At 62.2% G+C, this 21,597-nt stretch carries 22 protein-coding genes; 17 read left to right on the top strand and 5 right to left on the bottom strand.

Annotated features, from left to right (window positions below; genetic code table 11):
• The first annotated feature begins 8 nt into the window (after positions 1–8).
• The 6 genes from J3R84_RS24615 to J3R84_RS24640 are packed head-to-tail and all read left to right on the top strand — an operon-like array spanning position 9 to position 5,859.
• Positions 9–953 carry an ABC transporter permease gene (locus tag J3R84_RS24615; RefSeq protein WP_084814707.1) on the top strand — a complete coding sequence of 315 codons (945 nt, stop codon included), beginning with the start codon at positions 9–11 and terminating at the stop codon, positions 951–953.
• Positions 950–1,834 (top strand): ABC transporter permease, encoded by an 885-nt coding sequence (locus J3R84_RS24620; RefSeq protein ID WP_025428851.1) that lies wholly within the window; start codon positions 950–952, stop codon positions 1,832–1,834. The genes J3R84_RS24615 and J3R84_RS24620 overlap by 4 nt, the downstream gene beginning before the upstream one ends.
• The gene (locus J3R84_RS24625; RefSeq protein ID WP_113569047.1) at positions 1,831–3,480 is read left to right on the top strand and encodes a dipeptide ABC transporter ATP-binding protein; all 1,650 of its coding nucleotides are present in this window, start codon (positions 1,831–1,833) and stop codon (positions 3,478–3,480) included. The genes J3R84_RS24620 and J3R84_RS24625 overlap by 4 nt, the downstream gene beginning before the upstream one ends.
• Positions 3,481–3,509: 29 nt before the next feature.
• Positions 3,510–4,556 (top strand): putative FMN-dependent luciferase-like monooxygenase, encoded by a 1,047-nt coding sequence (locus J3R84_RS24630; protein WP_113569049.1) that lies wholly within the window; start codon positions 3,510–3,512, stop codon positions 4,554–4,556.
• A gap of 60 nt (positions 4,557–4,616) precedes the next feature.
• Positions 4,617–5,234, top strand: coding sequence for a CMD domain protein (locus tag J3R84_RS24635; RefSeq protein ID WP_113569050.1), 618 nt, complete (start codon positions 4,617–4,619; stop codon positions 5,232–5,234).
• 19 nt (positions 5,235–5,253) lie between these two features.
• Complete coding sequence (locus J3R84_RS24640; RefSeq protein ID WP_113569051.1) at positions 5,254–5,859, top strand: alkylhydroperoxidase domain protein; 606 nt, start codon at positions 5,254–5,256, stop codon at positions 5,857–5,859.
• Between the two features lie 261 nt (positions 5,860–6,120).
• Here J3R84_RS24640 and J3R84_RS24645 read toward each other — a convergent pair whose 3' ends face one another.
• Positions 6,121–6,531: a DUF983 domain-containing protein gene (locus J3R84_RS24645; RefSeq protein WP_113569052.1), complete on the bottom strand. Its 411-nt coding sequence runs from the start codon at positions 6,529–6,531 to the stop codon at positions 6,121–6,123.
• Positions 6,532–6,717: 186 nt separating this feature from the next.
• Positions 6,718–8,115, bottom strand: a complete 1,398-nt coding sequence (locus J3R84_RS24650) for an aminotransferase-like domain-containing protein (RefSeq protein WP_113569053.1) — start codon at positions 8,113–8,115, stop codon at positions 6,718–6,720.
• 596 nt (positions 8,116–8,711) lie between these two features.
• Between J3R84_RS24650 and J3R84_RS24655 the strand changes: the two genes are divergently transcribed.
• On the top strand, positions 8,712–9,386 hold the full coding sequence (locus J3R84_RS24655; RefSeq protein WP_373688547.1) for a pentapeptide repeat-containing protein: 675 nt from the start codon (positions 8,712–8,714) through the stop codon (positions 9,384–9,386).
• Between the two features lie 12 nt (positions 9,387–9,398).
• On the opposite strand, the gene J3R84_RS24660 is transcribed toward J3R84_RS24655, so the two are convergent.
• The gene (locus J3R84_RS24660) at positions 9,399–9,974 is read right to left on the bottom strand and encodes a nucleoside 2-deoxyribosyltransferase (protein ID WP_057206378.1); all 576 of its coding nucleotides are present in this window, start codon (positions 9,972–9,974) and stop codon (positions 9,399–9,401) included.
• Between the two features lie 112 nt (positions 9,975–10,086).
• On the opposite strand from J3R84_RS24660, the gene J3R84_RS24665 reads away from it, so the two are divergent.
• Positions 10,087–10,620, top strand: a complete 534-nt coding sequence (locus tag J3R84_RS24665) for an acyl-CoA thioesterase (RefSeq protein ID WP_225968510.1) — start codon at positions 10,087–10,089, stop codon at positions 10,618–10,620.
• Positions 10,621–10,641: 21 nt separating this feature from the next.
• On the opposite strand, the gene J3R84_RS24670 is transcribed toward J3R84_RS24665, so the two are convergent.
• A complete protein-coding gene (locus tag J3R84_RS24670) occupies positions 10,642–11,601 on the bottom strand; it encodes a LysR family transcriptional regulator (RefSeq protein WP_057214440.1) in 960 nt (319 codons plus the stop codon).
• A 141-nt stretch (positions 11,602–11,742) separates the two neighbouring features.
• Between J3R84_RS24670 and J3R84_RS24675 the strand changes: the two genes are divergently transcribed.
• The 9 genes from J3R84_RS24675 to J3R84_RS24715 all read left to right on the top strand — a co-directional run bounded on the left by J3R84_RS24675 (position 11,743) and on the right by J3R84_RS24715 (position 20,298).
• Complete coding sequence (locus J3R84_RS24675; RefSeq protein WP_025428840.1) at positions 11,743–12,525, top strand: ABC transporter substrate-binding protein; 783 nt, start codon at positions 11,743–11,745, stop codon at positions 12,523–12,525.
• 79 nt (positions 12,526–12,604) lie between these two features.
• Positions 12,605–13,252, top strand: coding sequence for an amino acid ABC transporter permease (locus J3R84_RS24680; protein ID WP_057206385.1), 648 nt, complete (start codon positions 12,605–12,607; stop codon positions 13,250–13,252).
• A 13-nt stretch (positions 13,253–13,265) separates the two neighbouring features.
• Positions 13,266–13,925 carry an amino acid ABC transporter permease gene (locus tag J3R84_RS24685; RefSeq protein ID WP_057224297.1) on the top strand — a complete coding sequence of 220 codons (660 nt, stop codon included), beginning with the start codon at positions 13,266–13,268 and terminating at the stop codon, positions 13,923–13,925.
• The gene (locus J3R84_RS24690; RefSeq protein ID WP_057224299.1) at positions 13,922–14,686 is read left to right on the top strand and encodes an amino acid ABC transporter ATP-binding protein; all 765 of its coding nucleotides are present in this window, start codon (positions 13,922–13,924) and stop codon (positions 14,684–14,686) included. The genes J3R84_RS24685 and J3R84_RS24690 overlap by 4 nt, the downstream gene beginning before the upstream one ends.
• Before the next feature lie 8 nt (positions 14,687–14,694).
• A complete protein-coding gene (locus J3R84_RS24695) occupies positions 14,695–16,332 on the top strand; it encodes a N,N-dimethylformamidase beta subunit family domain-containing protein (protein WP_113569077.1) in 1,638 nt (545 codons plus the stop codon).
• Positions 16,333–16,344: 12 nt separating this feature from the next.
• The gene (locus tag J3R84_RS24700) at positions 16,345–17,712 is read left to right on the top strand and encodes an aminotransferase family protein (RefSeq protein WP_057224301.1); all 1,368 of its coding nucleotides are present in this window, start codon (positions 16,345–16,347) and stop codon (positions 17,710–17,712) included.
• 10 nt (positions 17,713–17,722) lie between these two features.
• Complete coding sequence (kce, locus tag J3R84_RS24705; RefSeq protein ID WP_113569055.1) at positions 17,723–18,670, top strand: 3,5-dioxohexanoate:acetyl-CoA acetone transferase; 948 nt, start codon at positions 17,723–17,725, stop codon at positions 18,668–18,670.
• 130 nt (positions 18,671–18,800) lie between these two features.
• Positions 18,801–19,244, top strand: coding sequence for a GNAT family N-acetyltransferase (locus J3R84_RS24710; protein WP_113569078.1), 444 nt, complete (start codon positions 18,801–18,803; stop codon positions 19,242–19,244).
• 22 nt (positions 19,245–19,266) lie between these two features.
• Complete coding sequence (locus J3R84_RS24715) at positions 19,267–20,298, top strand: histone deacetylase family protein (RefSeq protein WP_107027967.1); 1,032 nt, start codon at positions 19,267–19,269, stop codon at positions 20,296–20,298.
• Between the two features lie 34 nt (positions 20,299–20,332).
• Here J3R84_RS24715 and J3R84_RS24720 read toward each other — a convergent pair whose 3' ends face one another.
• Positions 20,333–21,283 carry a LysR substrate-binding domain-containing protein gene (locus J3R84_RS24720; RefSeq protein WP_203528744.1) on the bottom strand — a complete coding sequence of 317 codons (951 nt, stop codon included), beginning with the start codon at positions 21,281–21,283 and terminating at the stop codon, positions 20,333–20,335.
• Between the last annotated feature and the right edge of the window lie 314 nt (positions 21,284–21,597).

The following is a 21,597-nucleotide window of genomic DNA, read 5'->3' on the forward strand; positions in this document are numbered from 1 at the left end:
AACGGCGAATGTCCGGATATTTGCTCAACCGCCTGGGGCAGGCGTTGTTCGTCCTATGGGCGGCTTTTACCATCTCTTTCGTATTGCTTCAGGCGATGCCCGGTGACGCCATCCTGATCAAGTTTCAGAACCCGGAACTCGGGCTCAACCCGCAACAGATCGCCGATATCCGGGCGTCCTACGCCGCCGACAGCGCCATCTGGGTGCAGTATCTACAGACGATCGGCAGGTTTCTCACCGGCAACTTCGGCTATTCCGTTCAAGCGGGCGTTCCGGTCAGCACGATGCTTGCGACCCACCTGCCGGCGACGCTGAAACTCGCCTCTCTTGGTTTCGTCCTTGCCGCTGTCTTTGCCGTCGCAATCGCCTTCGTTTCGAGCCTCACGCCCTTCGCCTGGCTCCGCGGTGCACTCCAGTCCGTGCCGTCGCTCTTCATCTCGATCCCGACCTTCTGGCTCGGCATCATGCTGATTCAGATCTTCTCGTTTCGTTTGAAACTCGTACCGGTCATCAACCCCGGCCCTTGGCAGGAACTCATCCTGCCCGTCGTCACGTTGGCAGTGCCGATTTCCGCGCCGCTCGCCCAGGTCTTGGTGCGCAACATCGACGATGTGCTCACACGCCCCTTCGTCGCGGTTGCTCGCGCCAAGGGGGCAACCCGCCACTGGGTCCTGTGGCGCCACGTTGCCAAGAACGCGCTGCTGCCGACGCTCACCATTGCCGGCGTGCTCTTCGGTGAACTCATCGCCGGCGCCGTCGTCACCGAGACTGTCTTCGGCCTTAACGGCATCGGAGGGCTGACGGAAAGGGCGGTCGGCAGCCAGGACGCGGCCGTGCTCCAGGCGATCGTTGTGCTCTCGGCCTTGGCCTTCGTCGTCATCAATCTCATCGTGGATCTGCTCTTTCCTGTGCTCGATCCGCGTCTTCGGACAAAAGCAGGAGCCACCGCATGACCACGTTCGATACAATCCACGATGACGCCATCGCGTCAGGGCACGGACACCGGGTGGGCGGGCGCTTCTCGCTCCCCCATTTCATCCGCCGGTTGCCAGTGGGCCTGGCTTTGTCCTGGCTGGTTCTCGCCATCGCCTTCCTCTGGGCAGTCGCTCCGTGGCTTTTCACCATCTACAATCCGCTCGAAGGGGTTGGTGGGGAACAGCTTCGGCGGCCGGACGCCAGCCATCTGCTCGGTACCGACGCGCTTGGGCGCGATCTCTACGGCCGTATCGTCTACGGTGCGGTTCATTCGCTGACCGGTGCCTTTGTCGCTGTGGCACTTGGTCTTGTCATCGGTACGGGCCTTGGCGTGGTCGCCGGCTCGGTCGATCGGCGGCTTGACGATGTGATCATGCGGCTTGTCGACGTTTTGCTGTCTATCCCGCCACTGCTGTTGTCTCTCAGCATCATCATCCTGCTCGGCTTCGGCACGGTGAACGCGGCGATCGCCGTTGGCGTCACCTCTGTTGCCGGTTTTGCCCGCTTGGCGCGTTCGGAAGTTGTTCGTGTCCGGCGCAGCGATTATGTCGAGGCGGCTTTCGGCAGTGGGGGCACCTTCGCCTCCGTCCTCTGGCGGCATGTGTTGCCGAATTCGTTGACGTCGGTTCTCGCGATCGCCGCACTGCATTTTGGATCGGCGGTGCTGCAGATCTCGACGCTCGGGTTCCTGGGCTACGGCGCACCGCCGCCGACGCCTGAATGGGGCTTGCTGATTGCTGAGGGCCGAAACTACATCTCGACCGCCTGGTGGCTGACGACCGCGCCCGGCATCGTCGTCGTTCTGGTCGTTCTGGCCGCCAATCGTGTCAGCCAATCCTTCGGCAAGGTAGCCGCATGAACACCTCAATCGCTGCATACCCACCGGTGCTAGAGGTCGAGAACCTGTCGATCTCCTACCATGACGGCGTCGCCCATCGCCGTGTCGTGCACGATGTTTCGTTCCGGATCGAGCCCGGCGAGGTGGTCGCGCTGGTCGGGGAGTCCGGCTCCGGCAAGACGACGACGGCGCAATCGATCATCGGCCTGCTCCATGCCAATGGCCGCATCGAGGGCGGCAGCATCAAGCTCAACGGCACGGACATTTCCCGCTGGTCGGATCGACAGCTCGATGCGGTGCGTGGCGCCAAGATCAGCCTGGTGCCGCAGGATCCAGCAAGTTCGCTCAATCCGGTGAAAACGATCGGCGCGCAGGTTGGCGAAATTCTTCGCATTCACGGCGCCGCCAGCGGTCGCGACGTGGACGCGCAGGTGATTTCTCTTCTAGAGCGTGTCGGGCTGAGCGAGCCTGCGCTTAGGGCGCGGCAATATCCGCACGAGCTTTCGGGCGGCATGCGCCAGCGTGTGCTGATCGCGATTGCGGTCGCGCTGAAGCCGCAACTCATCATCGCCGATGAACCGACAAGCGCACTCGACGTGACGGTGCAGAAACGCATTCTCGACCTGATCGACGAATTGCGCACCGAATACGGCACATCGGTTCTACTTGTGACCCATGACCTCGGGGTCGCCGCCGACCGAGCCGACCGGCTTGTCGTACTGCAGGGCGGCCGGGTCCAGGAAGTCGGCGCGACCAAAGGCGTGCTTGCCGCACCGCGAAGCGCCTACACACGGCAACTGATTGCCGACGCGCCGTCGTTCTCGGCCGTTGCGCGCAGGGCCCCAGCGACCGCGCGCGAAAAGCCCGCATCATTAGACGATGATGTCGTTATCGTCGAAGGTCTTGTGCAGGACTTCGTTCGCCCCGATGGCGATGGCAAATCCTTTCGCGCCGTCGACGGTCTCAATTTTCGGGTCCGTCGCGGCACGACCCATGCCATCGTCGGCGAATCCGGCTCCGGCAAGACCACCACCATCCGCGCGATTGTCGGCTTTCAGAAACCGACTGCGGGCCGTATCGAGATCGATGGTACTGATCTTTCGTCGCTTCGCGGCGAAACGCTGCGCCAGTTCAGGCGCAAGATCCAGCTGGTCTACCAGAACCCTTATGGCTCGCTTGATCCGCGCCAGACGGTGTTCGACATCGTTGCCGAGCCGCTCTTAAATTTCGGCAAGCTCGCCCGGCCGGCACGCGAAGAGAAGGTCCGGGCAATCCTCAGTCGCGTCGGCTTGCCGGAAGCGGCGCTTGGCCGCCGCCCTCACGCGCTTTCGGGCGGTCAGCGACAACGGGTGGCAATCGCCCGCGCACTCGTTCTCGACCCCGACGTCGTCGTTCTCGACGAGGCGGTCTCGGCTCTGGACGTGACGGTGCAGGCCCGCATCCTCGATCTTCTCGACGAACTCCAGCGCGATCTCGGTCTGACCTACCTGTTCGTGTCTCATGACCTCGCAGTCGTTCGGCAGATCTCAGACACGGTGTCCGTGCTGAAGGACGGTCGTTTGGTCGACGGAGGATCCGTCGAGGACGTCTTCGAACGGCCGGGCAGCGACTACACCCGCGAACTCATCAACGCCATCCCCGGACAAAAACGAGCAGTCCTCGTCTGACGACGCAGGAATGAATGACAGGACAGAAAATGACAAATACGACGCCACGCAAGCGACTGGGGTTCTTTACGCGTCTCCTCGACGACGTGCCCGCCGGCACGCGCTATCATTATGCGGCCGAGCAGATCGCGACCGCCGAACGTTTCGGCTTCGATACCGCCTGGGTCGCCCAGCATCACTTCCATGCCGACGAGGGCGGCCTGCCGGCGCCACTCGTCTTCCTGGCACATGTTGCCGCGCAGACGTCGCGGATCCGGCTCGGCACCGGCGTCATCACCCTGCCGCTTGAAAATCCGATCCGGGTTGCCGAAGATGCGGCTGTGCTTGACCTCCTGTCATGCGGCCGTGTCGAAATCGGCTTCGGCACCGGCGGCACACCGTCATCGTTTACGGCTTTCGGCCTCGAGAGTGCCGAGCGCGGAGACATCTTCGCCCGGCATCTGCGCGTCGTTCTCGACGCATGGGCGGGGCGGAGCCTTTCCGGCGGCGACCAGCTCTACCCGACCGCGCCGCAATTGCTGAATCGCATCTGGCAGGCGACATTCTCCGTCGCTGGTGGAGAGCGGGCAGGGCGCGCCGGCGACGGCCTCATGCTGTCGCGCACTCAGCCCCGGACCGCCGAACGCCCGGATGCGTCGCTCGCCGAACTGCAGAACCCAATTATCGACGCCTATCTCGCGGGATTGCCGGCAGGCCGCGCGCCCCGAATTTTGGGTTCACGTAGCCTGTTCGTGGCAGACAGCCGCGCTGAGGCATTGCGCCTGGCCGAAATCGGCTTGCGTCGCGGCGCCGAACGGCTGGTTGCGGCCGGCCACAAGCCGACGGGCAACTCGCTCGCCGAACTGATCGCCGCTTTCGACGTCCATGTCGGGACGCCCGACCACGTGATCGAAAGCCTCCGTGCGGATACGACGCTCGATCGGGTTACCGACCTCGTCTTCCAGGTTCACTCCATCGATCCGCCCCACCCTCTGATCCTGCGCTCGATCGAGCTAATCGCAACTAAGGTCGCACCGGCGCTCGGATGGGCGCCGGAGGAAAAATTCGCCCCCCGCCGCCTCGGAGCCGTCGGCTGACAACGCCGATCACCACAGTGGCACCCGGGGCGCCGCTAAACTGAAGGAAGGAGACTTACCGTGACCACATCGACACCCGATATCATCGACCTGCTGGCCGGCATCAAGCCGGGCTCATCGCTTGATCGCATCCGCACCCAGCGGCCGGAAACACGCGAGCAGGCGCAGAAGAGCTATCGCGCACTCTTTGAGCCCGAAAATTTCGGCGACGTCTCTCATGCCGAACGGCAGGCAATTGCCAGCTTCGTCGCGGGATTGCATCGGCATCCGGATATTTTTGAGTTCTACGTCAGCCCACTGGAGGAAGGCGAAGCGAACCGCTGGGTGGTCGAGGTGTTGAAGGCCGAGATCGGCGCGGCGCAGGCCGTCGGCCCCTATGGGCGATATCCGGCCGGCGCTTTGAGCGTCGAGGACGCACCCGGGCCGATCTACCAGGTCTCTGATGCCGGGCGTGAAGCGCTCGGAGCAAAGCTTGCGGCAGCCTTGGAACATGCGCATCTGCTTGTCTTCCATCTCCGTGACGCAAGCCCCAGGGCGCTTCAGGCGCTCATCGCTGCCGGCTGGACGACGAACGGTATCGTGACGCTGTCGCAGCTTGTCGCATTCGTTGCGTTCCAGATCCGGGTGATCGCCGGCCTTGGCCTGCTTGCGGCTTCCGCCAGGCGCGCTGCCGCCTGAGCCTTAGAAGGAGTTTGTCATGACTGACCACATCATCACGCCCAAGATTGAAAATCGCCCAGTCGCGTTCACGCAGGCCGAGATCGGCTGGACGCCGTGGCTTGAGCCGCTTGCGGAGGACGATCTGACGGAGGCGCACCTTACCGGTCTCGTCGAGGCATCGCGCGCAAAGTCGCCCTACTTCCGCTTGCTCGTTCGCGATCCCCAGGTTCTGGAGGCCCGGACGAAGACGGACAAGGACATCTTCTACAACACCCGCACGGGCCTGCCGCGTGCCGAGCGCGAGCTTGCAGCGACTGCGGCATCGCGGTCAAATGGATGTATCTTCTGCGCCTCCGTGCATTCGCGTTTCGCATCTCACCATTCCAAGCGGGGCGACGACGTTCAGAAGCTTCTCGATGAAGGTGTGGATGCAGATCTCGGCGAACGCTGGAATGCAATCGTTGCAGCTTCGGTGGCGCTGACGGCGACGCCACCCACATTCGGCGACGATCATATCGAACGCCTGTCTGCCGCCGGCCTCGACGAACTCGAAATTGCCGACGTGATCCACGGCGCCGCCTTCTTCAACTGGGCGAACCGCCTGATGCTCTCGCTCGGCGAACCGACACCGGCGGTACAATGATTTGAGATTGAGGGGCGGGGCCAGGCATGGTGCAGGGTTCCGGCAGATGCCCGCACCACCGCGGACGTTCCCGGGCAAAATGCTCTGCGCTATCAACCGCGCCGGTGGCTCGCACGGAGCGACCATGCCGTATGGATCAGCGTCCTCGAAGGCCAACCGAACAAGTCGCGAGCATTGCTCGCGCCTTGTTGATATTCGTTATCGGTACCGAACCATGACGGATGGCCATCTGACGTTCAACGCTAGTCTGGCAATGAAAGCCTATTGGGTCGGGGCGAGCGGTGGCTCGACCTGTCTGCGCACGAGCTTTCCTTCCTCAGCCTTGTAGAAGAACTGGCTTGAGACCAGCCATCCCTTGAGTGGCCGAAGTGGTGGAATGCACGTCAGCAACATGAACGGGCCGGTGACCAGAAGGTGCATCCACAGCGGCGCGCTGTATTGCACCTCCAGCCATACGCCGAGCAGCACGCTCGGCACGCAGCCGAAGCAGATGACGAAGAAGGCGGGGCCGTCAGCGGGATCGGCGAAGGAGTAGTCGAGATCGCAGACCTCGCACTTCTTGCGCATTTTGAGGAAGCCTTCGAACAGATGTCCTTGGCCGCAACGCGGACAACGACCGCGCAAGCCGGTTTGCATGGGAGATAGGGGAGGCCAGTCGCGATCCGAAGACATATGCGTTCCTTTCAGGCGTCTGCGGCGCAGCCTTTCCGGCGCGCCAGCTGATATGCCTGGGTGCGGTCGACGAATGCTCCGTGCCGCCTCAGGCCTGCAGGGATTAAGACGCCTAAAAGCACGCATTGTCAATTTATTGTATGCATACATTGCTGCGACAATTTCGCCGGCCGCAAACGAAAGACCTCAAACGACGAGACTCGATGCAGCCGGAGATTGCTGAAGCAGATCTGCAATCGTCATCAGGCTGCGCTGCAACTCCTCGTGCGTCCGTGCCGCGCCAAGGCCGAGGCGCACGGCTTCAGGTGCTAGGTCAAGCGCGAAGGCATCGCTGGCCACGACGCTGATGCCTGATGCCCGCAGCCGACCGGAAAAATCGCCTCGCGTCCAGGGTAGTGGCAGGTGTAGCCATACGTGGAAGCCTTCCTGGTCCGTCTGGACAACGTCCCTTGGCAACAAGCGGCTGACCATGGTCTGTCTGATCGTCACTTCCTGGCGGATGGCGCCGAGGACCTCCCTTGCCGTCCCGTCCTCAATCCAGCGTGTTGCGATCGCGGCGTTGAAGGGGGGAGCCATGCCACTCGTCGCGCGTATCGCGCCCTCGATGCGCACGCAGCTTTGGCGATCCGGAACGACGAGATAGGCAATCCGCAGCGCTGGCGACAGGCACTTGGCGAGACCGGCAATGTGATAGACGAGGTCAGGCGCAAGTGCTGCCAATGGCGGCGGCGCGGCGATTGGCAGCGCTCCATAGGCGTCGTCCTCGATGATTGCTACGCCGTGGGTTCGGGCAATGGCAACGATCGCCTTGCGGCGCTCAAGCGGCAGTGTTGCTGTGGTCGGGTTGTGGAGCGTGGGGTTACAGTAGAGCGCTCTTAATTTCGTGCTTTTGCAAATCGCTTCAAGCTGTTCTGGTACAATGCCATTTTTGTCAATAGGAACGCCGACGATATCGATGCCGAGATGGGCGGCGAGCGCCCGTAGGCCGGGATAGGCAATGGTTTCCGCGGCGATCACATCGCCGGGCTTTGCAAGGCTGCTGATCGCGGCCAGCAGGGCGCTTTGTGCTCCTGCGCAGATCAGTACGCGCTCGGCTGGGATTTCTCCCAGGCGCGGCTGTAGCCAGTTGGCCCCGACAGCGCGATTGTGAAGCGTGCCGCCGGGCGCCTGATACCGCATCAACAGATCGAGCCCATGTTCGCCCTGCAGGCTGGCGATGTCGCTCCACAGGCGCATTGTCAGGGCCGCGTCGTCGAAAAGTGGCGGCAGGTTCATGCTCATGTCGACAAGGCCATCGGCTGCCGGCTGCAATCCCTTCATTCTTTTCGCCTTGACATAGGTGCCCTGGCCGACGCGCCCTTCCACCAATCCGCGGTGTCGCGCCTCGTTGTAGGCGCGACTCACCGTGGTGAAGTCGATGCCCAATGCGCTGGCGAGCGCGCGCTGGGGCGGCAGCCGCGCGCCTTCGGACAGGCGACCTTCGGCGATATCAGCTGCGATGGCGTCGGCAATAGCGATGTAAAGCGGTCCGTTCGCTTTCCGGATGGCAGGCAGCCAGGTCGTCTCCGATGCATCCGTCGTCATGGCACTACCTCAAGATCACATTGTATGGATATTGCATGTTTTACCATGCTGGCGCAAGCCGCCGTATTTCGGGGACGGGCTAGCGTGCTCGGGGCCACCGAATCGGTGCGTCGAGCGGCACAAACGGTTGCTCCATTTCCGTTACTGCGGAAACCCTAGGAAGCTTTTCGACATTCAACCTACCCGGCGCTCGACAGTTGAGCGTTCGATGCAGGCATTTGGTTGCATTCGTCTTGATTGCTCGCCGTGCGACGGTAGCCCATCGTCGCCTGGGTTGCTGCCGAGGCTGATAGGTTTCAGTCTTTTTCCCGCTCAAGGCAAATCTTGTTTGTCATATCGCGTGGCTGTCATTTGCGCGAAGGGCAACAATGTCATACGCTTAAGCCGTGACGCGCGCTTTGTATGGTCGTTTTCGCCGACGAAGCCTGCAAACGAGAAATGCAACAGAACCGGTCCATCCCAAGGGGCCGTGGAGCAGCGCCATGCATATCCCAAAGCCGAAGCCCATTCGTTCGTTTGTCGCAACCGGGGAGGGTGGGTTTAGCGACACAATCGGGATCAAACGCGCCATTCGCGCCTGTGGCAAACGGTCGGCTATCGGCCTCTCTGCATTTCTTGTGACGCTGGCGCTCTCGAACCTTGCCTATGCGGCGAACTGCAAGGATCCATCGGCGCCGGGCGCTGACTGGAGCGATTGCAACAAGAAGCTGCTGATGCTTGGCGGGATCGATCTCGAGGGTGGGAAACTGGTCAACACTGATTTCACCCTGACGGATCTGAGGGGCGCGAATCTCACGGCCGCAAACCTGGAGAAGGCGACGCTGGTGCGTTCGTCATTGGCCGGCGCCAGGGCCGATAAGGCGAATTTCGCCAAGGTTGAAGCCTACCGAACCAGTTTTGCCGGCATCTCGGCGGAAGGCGCTTCATTCAACAGTTCCGAACTGCAGCGAACGAATTTCACAGGAGCCAAATTGACGGGCGCCGACTTCGAGAAGGCCGAGCTCGGGCGCGCCAACTTCGAAAAAGCGGTGATCACGGGCACGCGTTTCCCGATGGCCAATCTGTCGCGCGCCACTTTCAGCGGCTCTAGCTTCGAGGGCCCGATCGACTTCACCGATGCGTTCATGTTCCTGACGCGCATCGAAGGGGTGGACTTGTCGGCCGCAACCGGGCTCGAGCAGGAGCAGGTTAACCTGACATGCGGCGACAGCGCCACCAAACTGCCGGCCGGGCTATCTACTCCAGCCAATTGGCCGTGCCCGGTCGACTGAACGGGATCGATCTCAACGGAGATGTTGCTTGGCGGCAATCGCCAGGCATTGCTTGAATGCCTCAAGATCGGTCAGCCGGTCGGCTTCGGCCACCTCGCGCTTTATGAAGGTTCCGCCGCGCGCCAGGATGCCGCCATCGAGCATCAGATTGTCGGCCATATCGAAATCCTCGATGCTCAACCCGTCCTGTCCAGCCATGCGGCCGTCCGGGCGCGTGCCGGCCTTGCCGCCGTAATGGCCGTGGAGGATGCGGTCGTAATAGCTGCGCGACGTGTTGGTGTAGGCATAGACATGGCGGCCACGGCCGCACATGAAGCCGAGCTCGAAAACCGTGCCGACATCGGCGCTGATGCCGCGAAACGGCGTCAGATTGGCGATGATCATGTCGCTGGCCAGCATCATGCCTTCATCCACGCCATAGATCGCAACGCCGCGTGCATGCTTGGTTTCGGCCGGCGGAATTTCCAGGTCGCCCGGCACGAGTGGCGTGAAGCCGGCCGCACGGGCAAGTTCGGCCTTCTGTGCCTGGATCTCCACGGCATTGCTCAGGAACACTTCAGGCCCGGCCAGATATACTTTCACGATCATGCTCCTTGCAGATTTCCCAGTCCGTCAAAGGAGGTCAGCCTAGGGAGGTCGCGGGCGGGCGCCTAGTAGGCGTGGTTGCACGGCCGGCGCTTACCCACCGATATTTCGGTACTTGTCCGCGCTGATTGCAGGAGCGGTCGATGATGGCACGGCATGGACAGGCGGCTTCGTCATCCGCTATCTCTCAGCCGTTCTGTCCAGGCATATCCATCAGCGGGGTCCATCGATGCCAAGTCAGCCTTTGACCACCTATGTCGGCGTCGCACATCCGTGGATGTGCGACACGATGGGGCATATGAACGTTCGCCACTATGCGGCGATGTTCGATGATGCCAGCTTCCAGCTGCTTGGTCATATTGCCGGGATCGAGGTTGAAGGCGAGCCGGGCAGGGGCTGGGCCGACGTGCGGTCGGAAGTGGAATACAAACACGAGACGAAGGCAGGCACCCTACTCACCATTCGCTCGCGGGTGGTCAAGCTGGGCCGTTCCTCCGTGACCTTCGAGCAGATCATGTCAGGCACGCTTGATGATGTTGTTCACGCCGTCAACCGAACGGTGACCGTTCGCTTCGATCTTTCGGCGCGCACGGCAATGGCGCTGGAGCCGGCGGCACGCGCACGCGCGGAGGCATTGCTTCAAGCGTGATCTGCCGCCCGCGGTCCGTCGTCAGTCCGTATAGATCCGCTCTTCGACAGGGGTTTCGGCGATCAACATCTGCAGCCCGGCAAGCAATGCCTTTTCTGCACGGTTCAAGGCCTTGTCGGGGTTCGTCAGCAGGAAGATGTCGATCGCCGGCGGTGCTTCATAGGGTGGCAGCCGCCACAACACACCATCGGCCACGTCGCGGCGTGCCACATGCAGCGGCAAGGGACCGACGCCGAGGCCGGCGACAATCATCCGGCGAACTTCTTCAAGGCTTGAAGAAACGCCAACGACGTTGGCATTGAGCTTGGCCTCGCTACGCAGAAGCGCAACGGGCCGCAATGCATCAGCGATATGGTCGGTGTGGAACGACACCGAGGTCTCCCCCTTGAGGTCAGCAAGTTTCAATCCTTCCCTGCCGAACAGCCGATGGTGCGGACCGCAGAAGAAGCCGAAGAACTCGCGAAAGACCAAGAGGTAGTCGAGCGCCGGGTCGCGGACGCTGACAAGGCAGAGGCCGAACGATGCCCGTTTCTCCCGCACCTGACGGGTGACTTCGCCGCTTGCGGCCACCGAGATGTTCAGTGTCGCGCGCGGATAGTTGCGATGAAATTCCATCAGCGCCCGGTCGAAGATCGGTGACACCACATGGCTGGCGACGGCGATCGTCACATGCCCGGTCACGTCGTCGCTGACCCCGCGCACCAATTGCGGCAGCTGGGATATGGTCCCGAAGACTTCGACCGCCTGCTCGTAGAGAAGTTGGCCGACTTCCGTCAGGTCGAAACGCGTCGCATCCCGTTCGACGAGCCGACGCCCGACACGGTCCTCCAGCCGCTTCAACGCGTTGCTGACGCTCGGCTGTTTCAGGTTCAGCCGTTCCGCGGCGCGCGTGATGCTTTTGACCTCGGCGATCACCACGAAGGTGCGCAGAAGGTTCCAATCGAGCTCCCAGACGAGCCGTTCGGATCGAGGTGTGACCATTCCTGAAATCTATGCCTTCTATTCCCATTATCTATTTGCGCAATGCTGATGCAAAGGCAATCATGAAATTCGGAAGGCGCCTCGATGCCCGTCCCAAGCGCACGAGAAGGCGCATTCATCCAGAGGAGCAAGGAACATTTCATGAAGACCATTTTCTCCGGCCTTTTGGCCGCTACGCTCACCATTGCCGCAACCTTCTCCGCCGTTTCGGTGCGCGCTGACGACCTCGAAGCGGTGAAGTCTGCGGGTGAACTGAAGATCGCGATGAGCGGGCAGTATCCGCCCTTCAACTTCGTCAATGAACAGAACCAGGTTGTCGGCTTCGATGCCTCGATCGGCCAGGCGATTGCAGAGCGCGTCGGCGTCAAGGGCACTCTGGTGACGACGGCTTGGGACGGCATCATCGCAGGCCTGCTCGCCAACAAATACGATACCGTCGTCGGATCCATGACGATCACGCCCGAGCGTGAGAAGGTCGTCGATTTCGTCGGCCCGTATTATCACGCCGGCCGCGCGGTGTTCGTCGCCGAAGCCTCCGCCGTTCAGAAGCTCGACGAACTCAAGGGCAAGACGCTCGGCGTCACGCTCGGGGAAACCCATGAGAAATGGGCCCGTGAGCAAGGTGGCTGGGACGTGCGCACCTACAAGGGCCTGCCCGAGCTGATGATGGAACTGAAGAGCGGCCGGGTCGATGCGATCGTCGTCGACAACATTCCGGTCATGGTGGCCGTCAAGGAAACCGGTGAGAAGGTTCGCCGTCTGGAAACGCCTGACATCGAAGGCGGCAGCGTCGCCATCGGTATTGCCATCCGCAAGAACAATCCGGAGCTGAAGGCTGCTATGCAGAAGGCGCTCGAGGATATGCTGGCGGACGGCTCCTACGAGAAGATTTCGATGGAATGGGTCGGCAGCGACATCCGCTGATCGCTGGCTTCTACCGTCTCCGGCCGCCCATTGACGGCAGCGGCCGGAGATCGTCGCGTTCTCCCCCCGGAGTTTTCCAATGGACTTTTCGCTGGTGCAGCGCGTCTTCCCGTTCTTCGTGGAAGCGGCGTGGATAACGATCGAGATATCGGCGCTTTCGCTGGCGCTTGGGCTTGTCGTCGCCTTTCTCGTGGCGGCGGCGAAGATGTCGCGCTCTTGGCCTTTGCGCGTCTTTGGTTCTGCCTATGTCAGCCTGTTTCGCGGCACGCCCTGCCTGATCCAGCTTTTCGTCCTCTATTTCGGCGGGCCGCAGATCGGCATCAATCTCGAGCCGTTCGCCGCCGGCGTGATCGGGCTTGGGCTCAATATCGGCGCCTATATGGCCGAAGCCATCCGCGGCGCGATCCAGTCGGTCGACCGCGGCCAGACCGAAGCTGCCCGCTCGATCGGCTTCAGCCGGTTCCAGACGATGCGCAAGGTGGTGCTGCCGCAGGCCGCACGGTTGATGATCCGCCCGCTCGGCGTCAACGCCGTGGCTCTGGTGAAGGGATCGGCGCTGGTATCGACGATATCCGTTGTCGAACTCACCTACACGGCCCAACGCTACATCGGCTCGACCTACAAGCCGTTCGAGATCTTCGGCGTTGCCGCCGTGCTCTACATGCTCATCGTCTATGTCGTCGCGCGGATCGTCGATCTGCTTGACCGACGCTACGCCATAGCCTGAGGGGGAGGCGCGCATGCAAGGTCTCGATTTCAGCGTCGTCCCGCCCTATGCCGATATCCTCTGGATGGGGGTCTGGTGGACTGTCGTCCTTACTGTCTCCGCAGCGGCCATCAGCTTCATCTTCGGCGTCGTTTTTGCCCTGGTTGTTCTCTATGCGCCGAAGGCGGTGGCCTTGCCGGTGCGCGCCTTCATGTGGCTCTTCATGGGCACACCGCTGCTGTTACAACTGTTCCTGATCTACTACGGGCTGGGGCAACTGGGGTTCAAGATCCCGGCACTTGTCGCCGGCATCATCGGTCTCGGCCTGCACTTTGCCGTCTATAACGCCGACATTCTGCGCGCCGGGATCGTGGCAGTGGATGTCGGGCAGACAGAAGGCGCGCGCAGCCTCGGTTTCGGCCGTTTTCAGACGCTGCGCTACTTCGTCGTGCCGCAGGCCGTGCGCAACACCATTCCGGCCATGGGCAACAACCTGATCGTGCTGTTGAAGGAGTCCTCGCTGGTGTCGATCATCGGCATTGCCGAGCTGGTTCATGCTGCGCAGCTGGCGATCAGCGAAACCTTCCGGCCGTTCGAATTCTACATCACGGTCGCCGCACTCTATTACATCCTAAACCTCGTGCTCGAAGCGGGTCTGCGCCGGGTCGAACAGAACGTGGAGGTATCACGATGACCGCCCAGCGACCCATGGTCGAAGTCAAGAGTGCTCGCAAGGCCTATGGCGAGCTTCAAGTCCTGAAGGGCATAGACTTGTCGGTTGCCCGGGGGCAGATCGTTGCGATCATCGGCCCGAGCGGCTCCGGCAAGAGCACGCTGCTGCGTTCGATCAATCATCTCGAAACGCTGAACGGCGGCGAGGTGTGGCTCGACGGCGTCCAGGTCAACCAGAGCCTGCGCGGCCAGGCCTTCGAGCGCCACATCAACGCGGTGCGCCAGCAGATGGGCATGGTGTTCCAGCACTTCAATCTCTTCCCGCACCTGACGGTGATCGAAAACGTCACGATGGGACCGATTATCCTGAAGGGCATGGCTAAGGCGGCTGCACGTGAGCTGGCGGTCGAGCTTCTGTCGAAGGTCGGGCTGGCGGAGAAGGTCGACGCCTATCCCTCGCGGCTGTCAGGCGGCCAGAAGCAACGTGTCGCCATCGCCCGGGCACTCGCGATGCAGCCGAAGGTCATGCTTTTTGACGAGGCGACCTCGGCGCTCGACCCCGAACTCGTCGACGAGGTCAATGCGGTGATGAAGCAACTCGCCGCCGAGCACATGACGATGCTGATCGTCACGCATGAGATGCGCTTTGCCGGCGAGGTCGCCGACCGCGTGCTGTTCATGGATGGCGGTGTCGTCGTCGAGCAGGGTGCGCCAGCCGAGATTTTCCGCGAACCGAAACAGGACCGCACGCGGGCTTTCCTCAAGAAATATCTGGCGGCGTGATGGATGCGATGAAGATGACCAGCAACCAATTCCCCGATTTCGGCCTGACACCTGAGCAGCGCCGCGAAGCGGTGCTCGGCCACTACTTCGAATACCCCGGGATGGATGGCGAGCGCGGCGAAATCTGGTGCTACACCGACGCCTATGCCTACCCGCCCGGTGCAACGGTACGGCTTCAGGTGAGTTCGACCGCAGCCCTCTTCGAACTGGAGATCGTACGCGACGGCGCCGTCGAAACACCGGTCATGAAGCGAAGCGGCATTGCCGCCCGCTGGCAGGATACGCCGGACCAATGCTCGGTGGTCGGCTGCGGCTGGGAGACGACGCTTGAATTCCAGGTGGGCGCGGACTGGTCGTCCGGTGCCTATCGCGTCACCTTGACGGCTGAGGGCCGCGACCGTTCGCCCATTCGCTGTCACCATCTGTTTATCGTGCGCCCCGAGGCCGGCCGCAAGCCGGGCCGCGTACTGCAGGTGGCGGCGACAGGATCCTGGACGTCTTACAACACCTGGGGTGGATCGAACCATTATCAGGGGATCACCGGTCCAAATCGCGACCAATATGCAACGACTGTCAGCATCGAGCGGCCGTTCTGCCGCGGCTTCGTCCAGCTCCCAATCGATGCGCCTCGGGTGCCGCTGGAGATCTATTCTCCGATGGCAGTGGCGCCACGCTACCCGCACATGGAATGGGCCTATGCCAACGGCTATTCCAAGAAATATGCCTCGTCCGGCTGGGCAAGCTATGACAGTCATTTCTTCCGCTGGGCCGAGCGCGAAGGTTATGCTGTCGATCTCGCCACCCAGCATGAATTGCATTTCAATCCGGAAATTCTCGACGGCTACGATTGCGTCGTCTTCGTTGGTCACGACGAATATTGGACCTGGGAGATGCGCGACGCGGTCGACACCTATGTCGAGCGGGGCGGCCACGCCGCCCGCTTTGCCGGCAATTTCATGTGGCAGACGCGGCTGGAGGACGGCGGCAAGCGGCAGGTATGCTACAAATATCGCTCGCGTGCCGAGGACCCGGCCCACCGTTCCGCCGATCAGACGCGCACGTCCGGCTCCTGGGAGGCGGCAGAGATCGGCCGCCCCGGCGCTTCGACCTTCGGGCTCAATGCCACGCGCGGGCTCTATGTCGGCTGGGGCGGTTGTGCGCCGCGCGGCGCCCGCGGGTTTCCGGTCTATCGTCCGGAGCATTGGGCATTTGCCGGAACCGGTATCTACTATGGCGACATCCTCGGCGCCGAAGGTCATGCCTTCGGTTATGAGGTCGACGGCCTCGACTACATCATCCGCGGCGGTCTGCCGGAGCCGACGCAAGACAGCGGCGCCCCGGATGGTCTGGAAATCCTGGCGCTCGGCATGTCATCGCTGAAGGAAGAGAGCGCCGATATACCCGCCGACGATCAGTTCCTCTCCGACGCGGACGCTAAGTTCGTGGCGGAAACACTGATCGGCGACACCGGAGAGGCGGCAGTCGATCGCGTCAAGCGCGGCTGTGGCATGATCGTCAATTTCCCACGCGGCAAGGGCGAGGTGTTCCACGCCGGCAGCTGCGAATGGGTTGCCGCCCTGATGCGCGGCGACGCGATGGTCGAGCGCGTCACCGCCAATGTTCTTAACCGTTACCTCAAACGCTGACAGAGACCTGACATGCTCAAGACGACAGCTTCCAATGAACGGCCCGCTTCACACCTGTTCTACCAGTCGCGTCTCCGCCGGCCGCTGGTCGACCGGGCCGAGGGCATCTATCTCTGGGATCAGGATGGCCGCCGAGTGATCGACGGCTCCAGCGGTGCGATGGTGGTCAATATCGGCCACGGCAATCGCAACGTGCTCGAGGCAATGAAGCGACAGATGGATCGCGTGACCTTTGCCTATCGTCTTCACTTCGAAAACGAACCGGCGGAAGAATTGGCCCGCCGCGCCGCCGAAAAGCTGCCCGAAGGCATGGACAAGATCTTCTTCGTCTCCGGCGGGTCGGAAGCGGTCGAATCCTGCCTGAAGCTCGCCCGCCAATGGGCGGTTGCGACCGGCCAGAAGGACCGTTGGAAGGTGATTTCGCGGTTTCCGTCCTACCACGGCGGCACGCTCGGCGCTCTGGCGGTCACCGGCTATGCGGCGCTCTCCGATCCGTTCTCGCCGATGATGCGCGAAATGCCGAAAGTGCCAGCTCCAACCGCCTATCTCGACCGCGACAATCTCTCGATGGAGCAACGCGGCATCAAATATGCCGATATGCTGGAGGATAGGATCCAGTCCGAAGGCCCTGATAGCGTGCTGGCGTTCATCATGGAACCGATCGGCGGCGCCTCGACTGGCGCCCTGGTCGCACCCGACAGCTATTACAAGCGCATCCGCGAAATCTGCGACAAGTACGGTATCCTCTTGATCCATGACGAGGTCATGAGCGGAGCCGGTCGTACCGGAAAATTCCTTGGCGGCGACCATTGGGATTGCAAGCCGGACCTGATCGCGCTGTCGAAAGGCTTTGCCTCAGGCTATTGCCCGCTGGGCGCCATGGCAGCACCATCGAGGCTGGTGCAGCCGGTGCTCGACGCCGGCGGTTTCCAGCATGGTTTCACTTATGCCGGCAATCCGCTCGCCTGCGCTGCCGGCCTTGCGGTGCTGGACGAGATCGATCGGCTCGGCCTGATCGACAATGCAGCCGTCATGGGCGACGCGCTCAAGGCCGAGCTGGTCGCGCTTTCCGAGCGGTTCCCGTTTATTGGCGATGTGCGCGGCAAGGGTCTGTTGCTTGCCGCCGAGTTCGTTTCTGATCGTGAGACGATGAAGCCCTTGCCGAAGGAATTGAACGCACATCAGCGGGTCGTTGATCTCGCCTATGAGCGTGGACTGATCATCTATTCGCGGCGGACACGCGGCGGAGTCGAAGGCGATCATTTTCTGGTCTGCCCGCCGATGATCATCACCAGAGAGCAGATCGGCGAGATCGTCGCTATTCTCGGCGATGTGCTCGAGCAACTTGCCGCCGAACTCAATCTTCCCGACAACCGTTGAGATCGACATTATGACGAAAACCAAGACGTCGCGCAGGAAGGTCATCATCACCTGTGCGGTGACGGGCTCGGTGCACACGCCGACCATGTCGCCCCATTTGCCGATCACGCCGGACCAGATCGCTTCGGAAGCAATCGCAGCGGCGGAGGCCGGCGCCTCGATCCTGCACCTGCATGCGCGAAATCCCGTGGACGGCCGGCCTTCGGCCGACCCTTCGCTGTTCATGCAGTTTCTGCCGCGGATCAAGCAGTCGACCGACGCCATCGTCAACATATCGACCGGCGGCTCGTCGCTGATGGCGCTGGAGGACCGCTTGGCGGCGTCCTTGCGGGCCGAACCGGAAATGTGCTCGCTGAACATGGGGTCCATGAACTTCGCCCTGTTTCCGGCGCTCGACAAGCCAGTGGCGTGGAAACACGATTGGGAGCCGGAGCTGCTGGAGGCGACGCGCAGCTCGATCTTCAAGAACACCTTTGCCGACATGGAGTTCATCCTCACCCGGCTCGGTCAGGGATGCGGCACACGGTTCGAATTCGAATGCTACGATGTCGGCCATCTCTATTCGCTGGCGCATTTCCGCGACCGCGGTCTGGTCTCCGGTCATCTGTTCATTCAGTTCGTCTTTGGCATTCTCGGCGGCATCGGCGCCGATCCGGAGAACCTGACGCATATGAAGCGCATCGCCGACAAGCTTTTCGATGACGACTATTCGTTCTCGGTGCTGGCCGCCGGCCGGCACCAGATGCCGATGATCACTATGGCGGCTGCGATGGGCGGCAATGTGCGGGTGGGGCTGGAGGACAGCCTTTACAATGGCCGCGGGCAACTTGCGACCAGCAATGCCGAACAGGTTCTACGCATCCGCGCCGTTCTCGACGCCTTGTCGCTGGAGGTTGCCACCCCTAAGGAAGCACGTGATCTTCTCGGCCTCAAAGGCGGAGATCAGGTGGCATTCTGACGCCGCGGCAACAGGCGCGTCATCGATGCCAATAGGCTCATCGGCAGAAAAGGGGACGGAAGTGACGACGACGCACGGGAAGACCGCAGATATCCGCATTCGCCCCGGTGAGGTTGAGGACGCCGAGGCGATGCACGGCGCGATCCAGGCGATGGGCCGCGGGCTCGATATGGTCGGCAAGGTCACCTGCACGGTCGAGGACTTCAGCCGCTTCGGTTTCGGTCCCGCTGCTGCCTTCGGTAGTCTGATTGCCGAGGTGGATAGCGAATTTGCCGGCCTTTGCCTGTTCTTTCCGATCTTCTCGACCTGGCGCGGCCGGCCCGGCGTCTTCGTGCAGGATCTGTATGTCGGCGATCGCTTCCGCGGCCTCGGTATCGGCGAGCGCCTGCTGCGCGAAGTGGCCTCGTGGTCGAGGGCGCGGGGCGGGGACTACCTGCGGCTGGAAGTCGATGTGGAGAACGAGCCGGCGCAGCGCCTTTACCAGCGGCTCGGCATTACCTGGCAGACGAAAGACCGCGCTCATGCCGCCTATGGCGAGGCCTTTGTGGCACTCACCGAGGGACTGAAAGCTTGACGATGCAGGAACGGGAGAGAGCATGAAAGCCTTCTACGCACAGGAACAGAAGCGACACGACCCGAAGGCTTTCCTTTCGAGCGGGGCGCCGCAGCCGAACCCGGAGCAGCCCGAACGGGTTGAAAGGCTCCTGATCGGCGCCCGTGATGCCGGATGCTCCGTCGTTCGGCCGCGCGACCACGGGCTCGCCCCGATTGCCGCCGTGCACACGCCCGAATATCTCGACTTTCTCGAGCATATCTACGCGCGCTGGCAGCGCATCGCCGAAGCCTCGGACGAGGTGATACCGAACATTCACCCGCTGGCCCGCGATGGCCGATACCCGGCTTCCGCAGTAGGGCAGGCCGGATATCACATGGCAGACACCGCATGCCCGATCTCCGGCGAAACCTGGGAGAGCGTGCGCTGGAGCGCCTGGAGCGCGGTCGATGCGGCAGATGCGGTGCTGGCTGGGGATCGCGCCGCCTATGCGCTCTGCCGCCCACCCGGTCATCATGCCTTTGCAGACGTTGCTGGCGGCTTCTGCTTCCTCAACAACTCCGCCGTTGCGGCGCAGCGTTTTCTGTCGAACGCGTCGCGCGTGGTGATCCTCGATATCGATCTGCATCACGGCAACGGCACGCAGGGCATCTTCTATCAGCGCTCCGATGTGCTGACGGTCTCGATCCACGCGGATCCCGTGCGCTTCTACCCCTTCTTCTGGGGACATGCGGACGAACGCGGCGAGGGGCCGGGCCTTGGCTACAACCTCAATCTGCCGCTCGAGCGCAAGTCCGGCGACGCCGATTTCCTCGCAGCCCTCGACGTCGCCTTCCGCCGGATCCGCGCCTACGCGCCGGACGCGCTTGTGGTGGCACTCGGGCTCGATGCGTTCGAGGGCGATCCCTTCGGTGGCCTGTCGGTCTCGACATCAGGCTTCGCAAGGATGGGCGCGGCGATCGCCGGTTTGGGCTTGCCGACGGCCATCGTTCAGGAGGGCGGCTATCTCTGCGATGCGCTGTCCGACAATCTGACGTCTTTCCTCACGGGCTTCGGCGCGACGGCCAAGCTCTGAGGCTGCCGTTACGTCAACGAACGAAAGCTATAATCTATTGTGTCAGGAAGTACGCAGAAACTATTGTTTTTGTTGTCGCTTTCTGCAGAGGCAATGGCGTTTTGAACGTGTCGCCCACTTCGGGCAACAGGCGGCTCGCCTCATCGAGGAAGCCGCGGATCAGCGGCAGATGACGGCGCTCGGCCAGGCAGATCGCGTACTCGTAGATGATCTCTCTCGCGTCGTCGATCGGCACGAACGAGAGCCTGATGTCATGGCCGAATTCGAGATCGGCAACGACGCCACAGCCGACGCCATTGGCGATTGCCTCGCGCACGCCCTCGCGCGAGGAAATCTCGACGATCTGATGGATCGAGATGGAGTGGTCGGCGAGATTCTTCTCGAAGATCTCGCGGGTGCGCGAGCCGCGCTCGCGCATGACGAAGGAGAGACCTTCGAGTTCCTTCATGGTGACGCCGTCGCGCGATGCCAACGGATGGGATGCCGGCACGCAGAGGCCGAGGCGCATGCTCAGAAAACGGACGCCATGGAGGCGCGGGTCGTCGGGGATCTGCGCGGTGATTGCGACATCGGCGCGATAGTCGATGATCTGGTCGATCACACGGGCGGAATTATCGACGGCTAGGGAGAATGTCAGTTTTGGTCGATCGATCTTCAACCGCGAGAGGATCGGTAGCGCCAGGATGGGGCCGTCGGCGGCAACACGCAGATGACCGCCAGTTGTGCCGGCCTCGCCACGCAGGAAGGCGTTGGCTTCCTTCTCTGCTTGGAACAGGCGCGAGGTGATTTCGAACAGGCGCTCGCCATGGGCGCTGAGGCTGACGCCGCGCGCCTTTCGATCTAGCAGGTTCTGCCCGCATAAAGCCTCCAGGTCCCGCACATGCTGGGACAATGTGGACTGGCTGATCGCCATGTCGCGGGCAGCCTGGGAGAAGCCGCCGGACTGGGCGACGATGTGAAACGCTTTCAATTGAGTGATCGACATTGCTTCCGGTTCTGTTGCCTGCGGGCATGGCCTGTTGGATCCGCGCGCGTATCATTGTCGCAAAAGCTGACAGGCACATGACACCGGCGGTGACCACACCGATCGGTCCACTAAGAGGTGGGCGAAACCGATGGCAGCCATCGGAAAACGCTATGGCCGTTTTACGTTTTGTTAAGCAACTGTCATCTGCGCGGTAAGGGTGGCGGCTAACGGTGACGCACGGCCAAGAGCCGATCCCGTTCACCTTTAGAGAGAAAGCCGACATGACTTCCTCCCCCAATTCGCTAGCGACTCCGATCCAATCTTCGTCCGAT

Source organism: Ensifer canadensis, from assembly GCF_017488845.2.
In the GTDB taxonomy this organism is placed as follows: domain Bacteria; phylum Pseudomonadota; class Alphaproteobacteria; order Rhizobiales; family Rhizobiaceae; genus Ensifer; species Ensifer canadensis.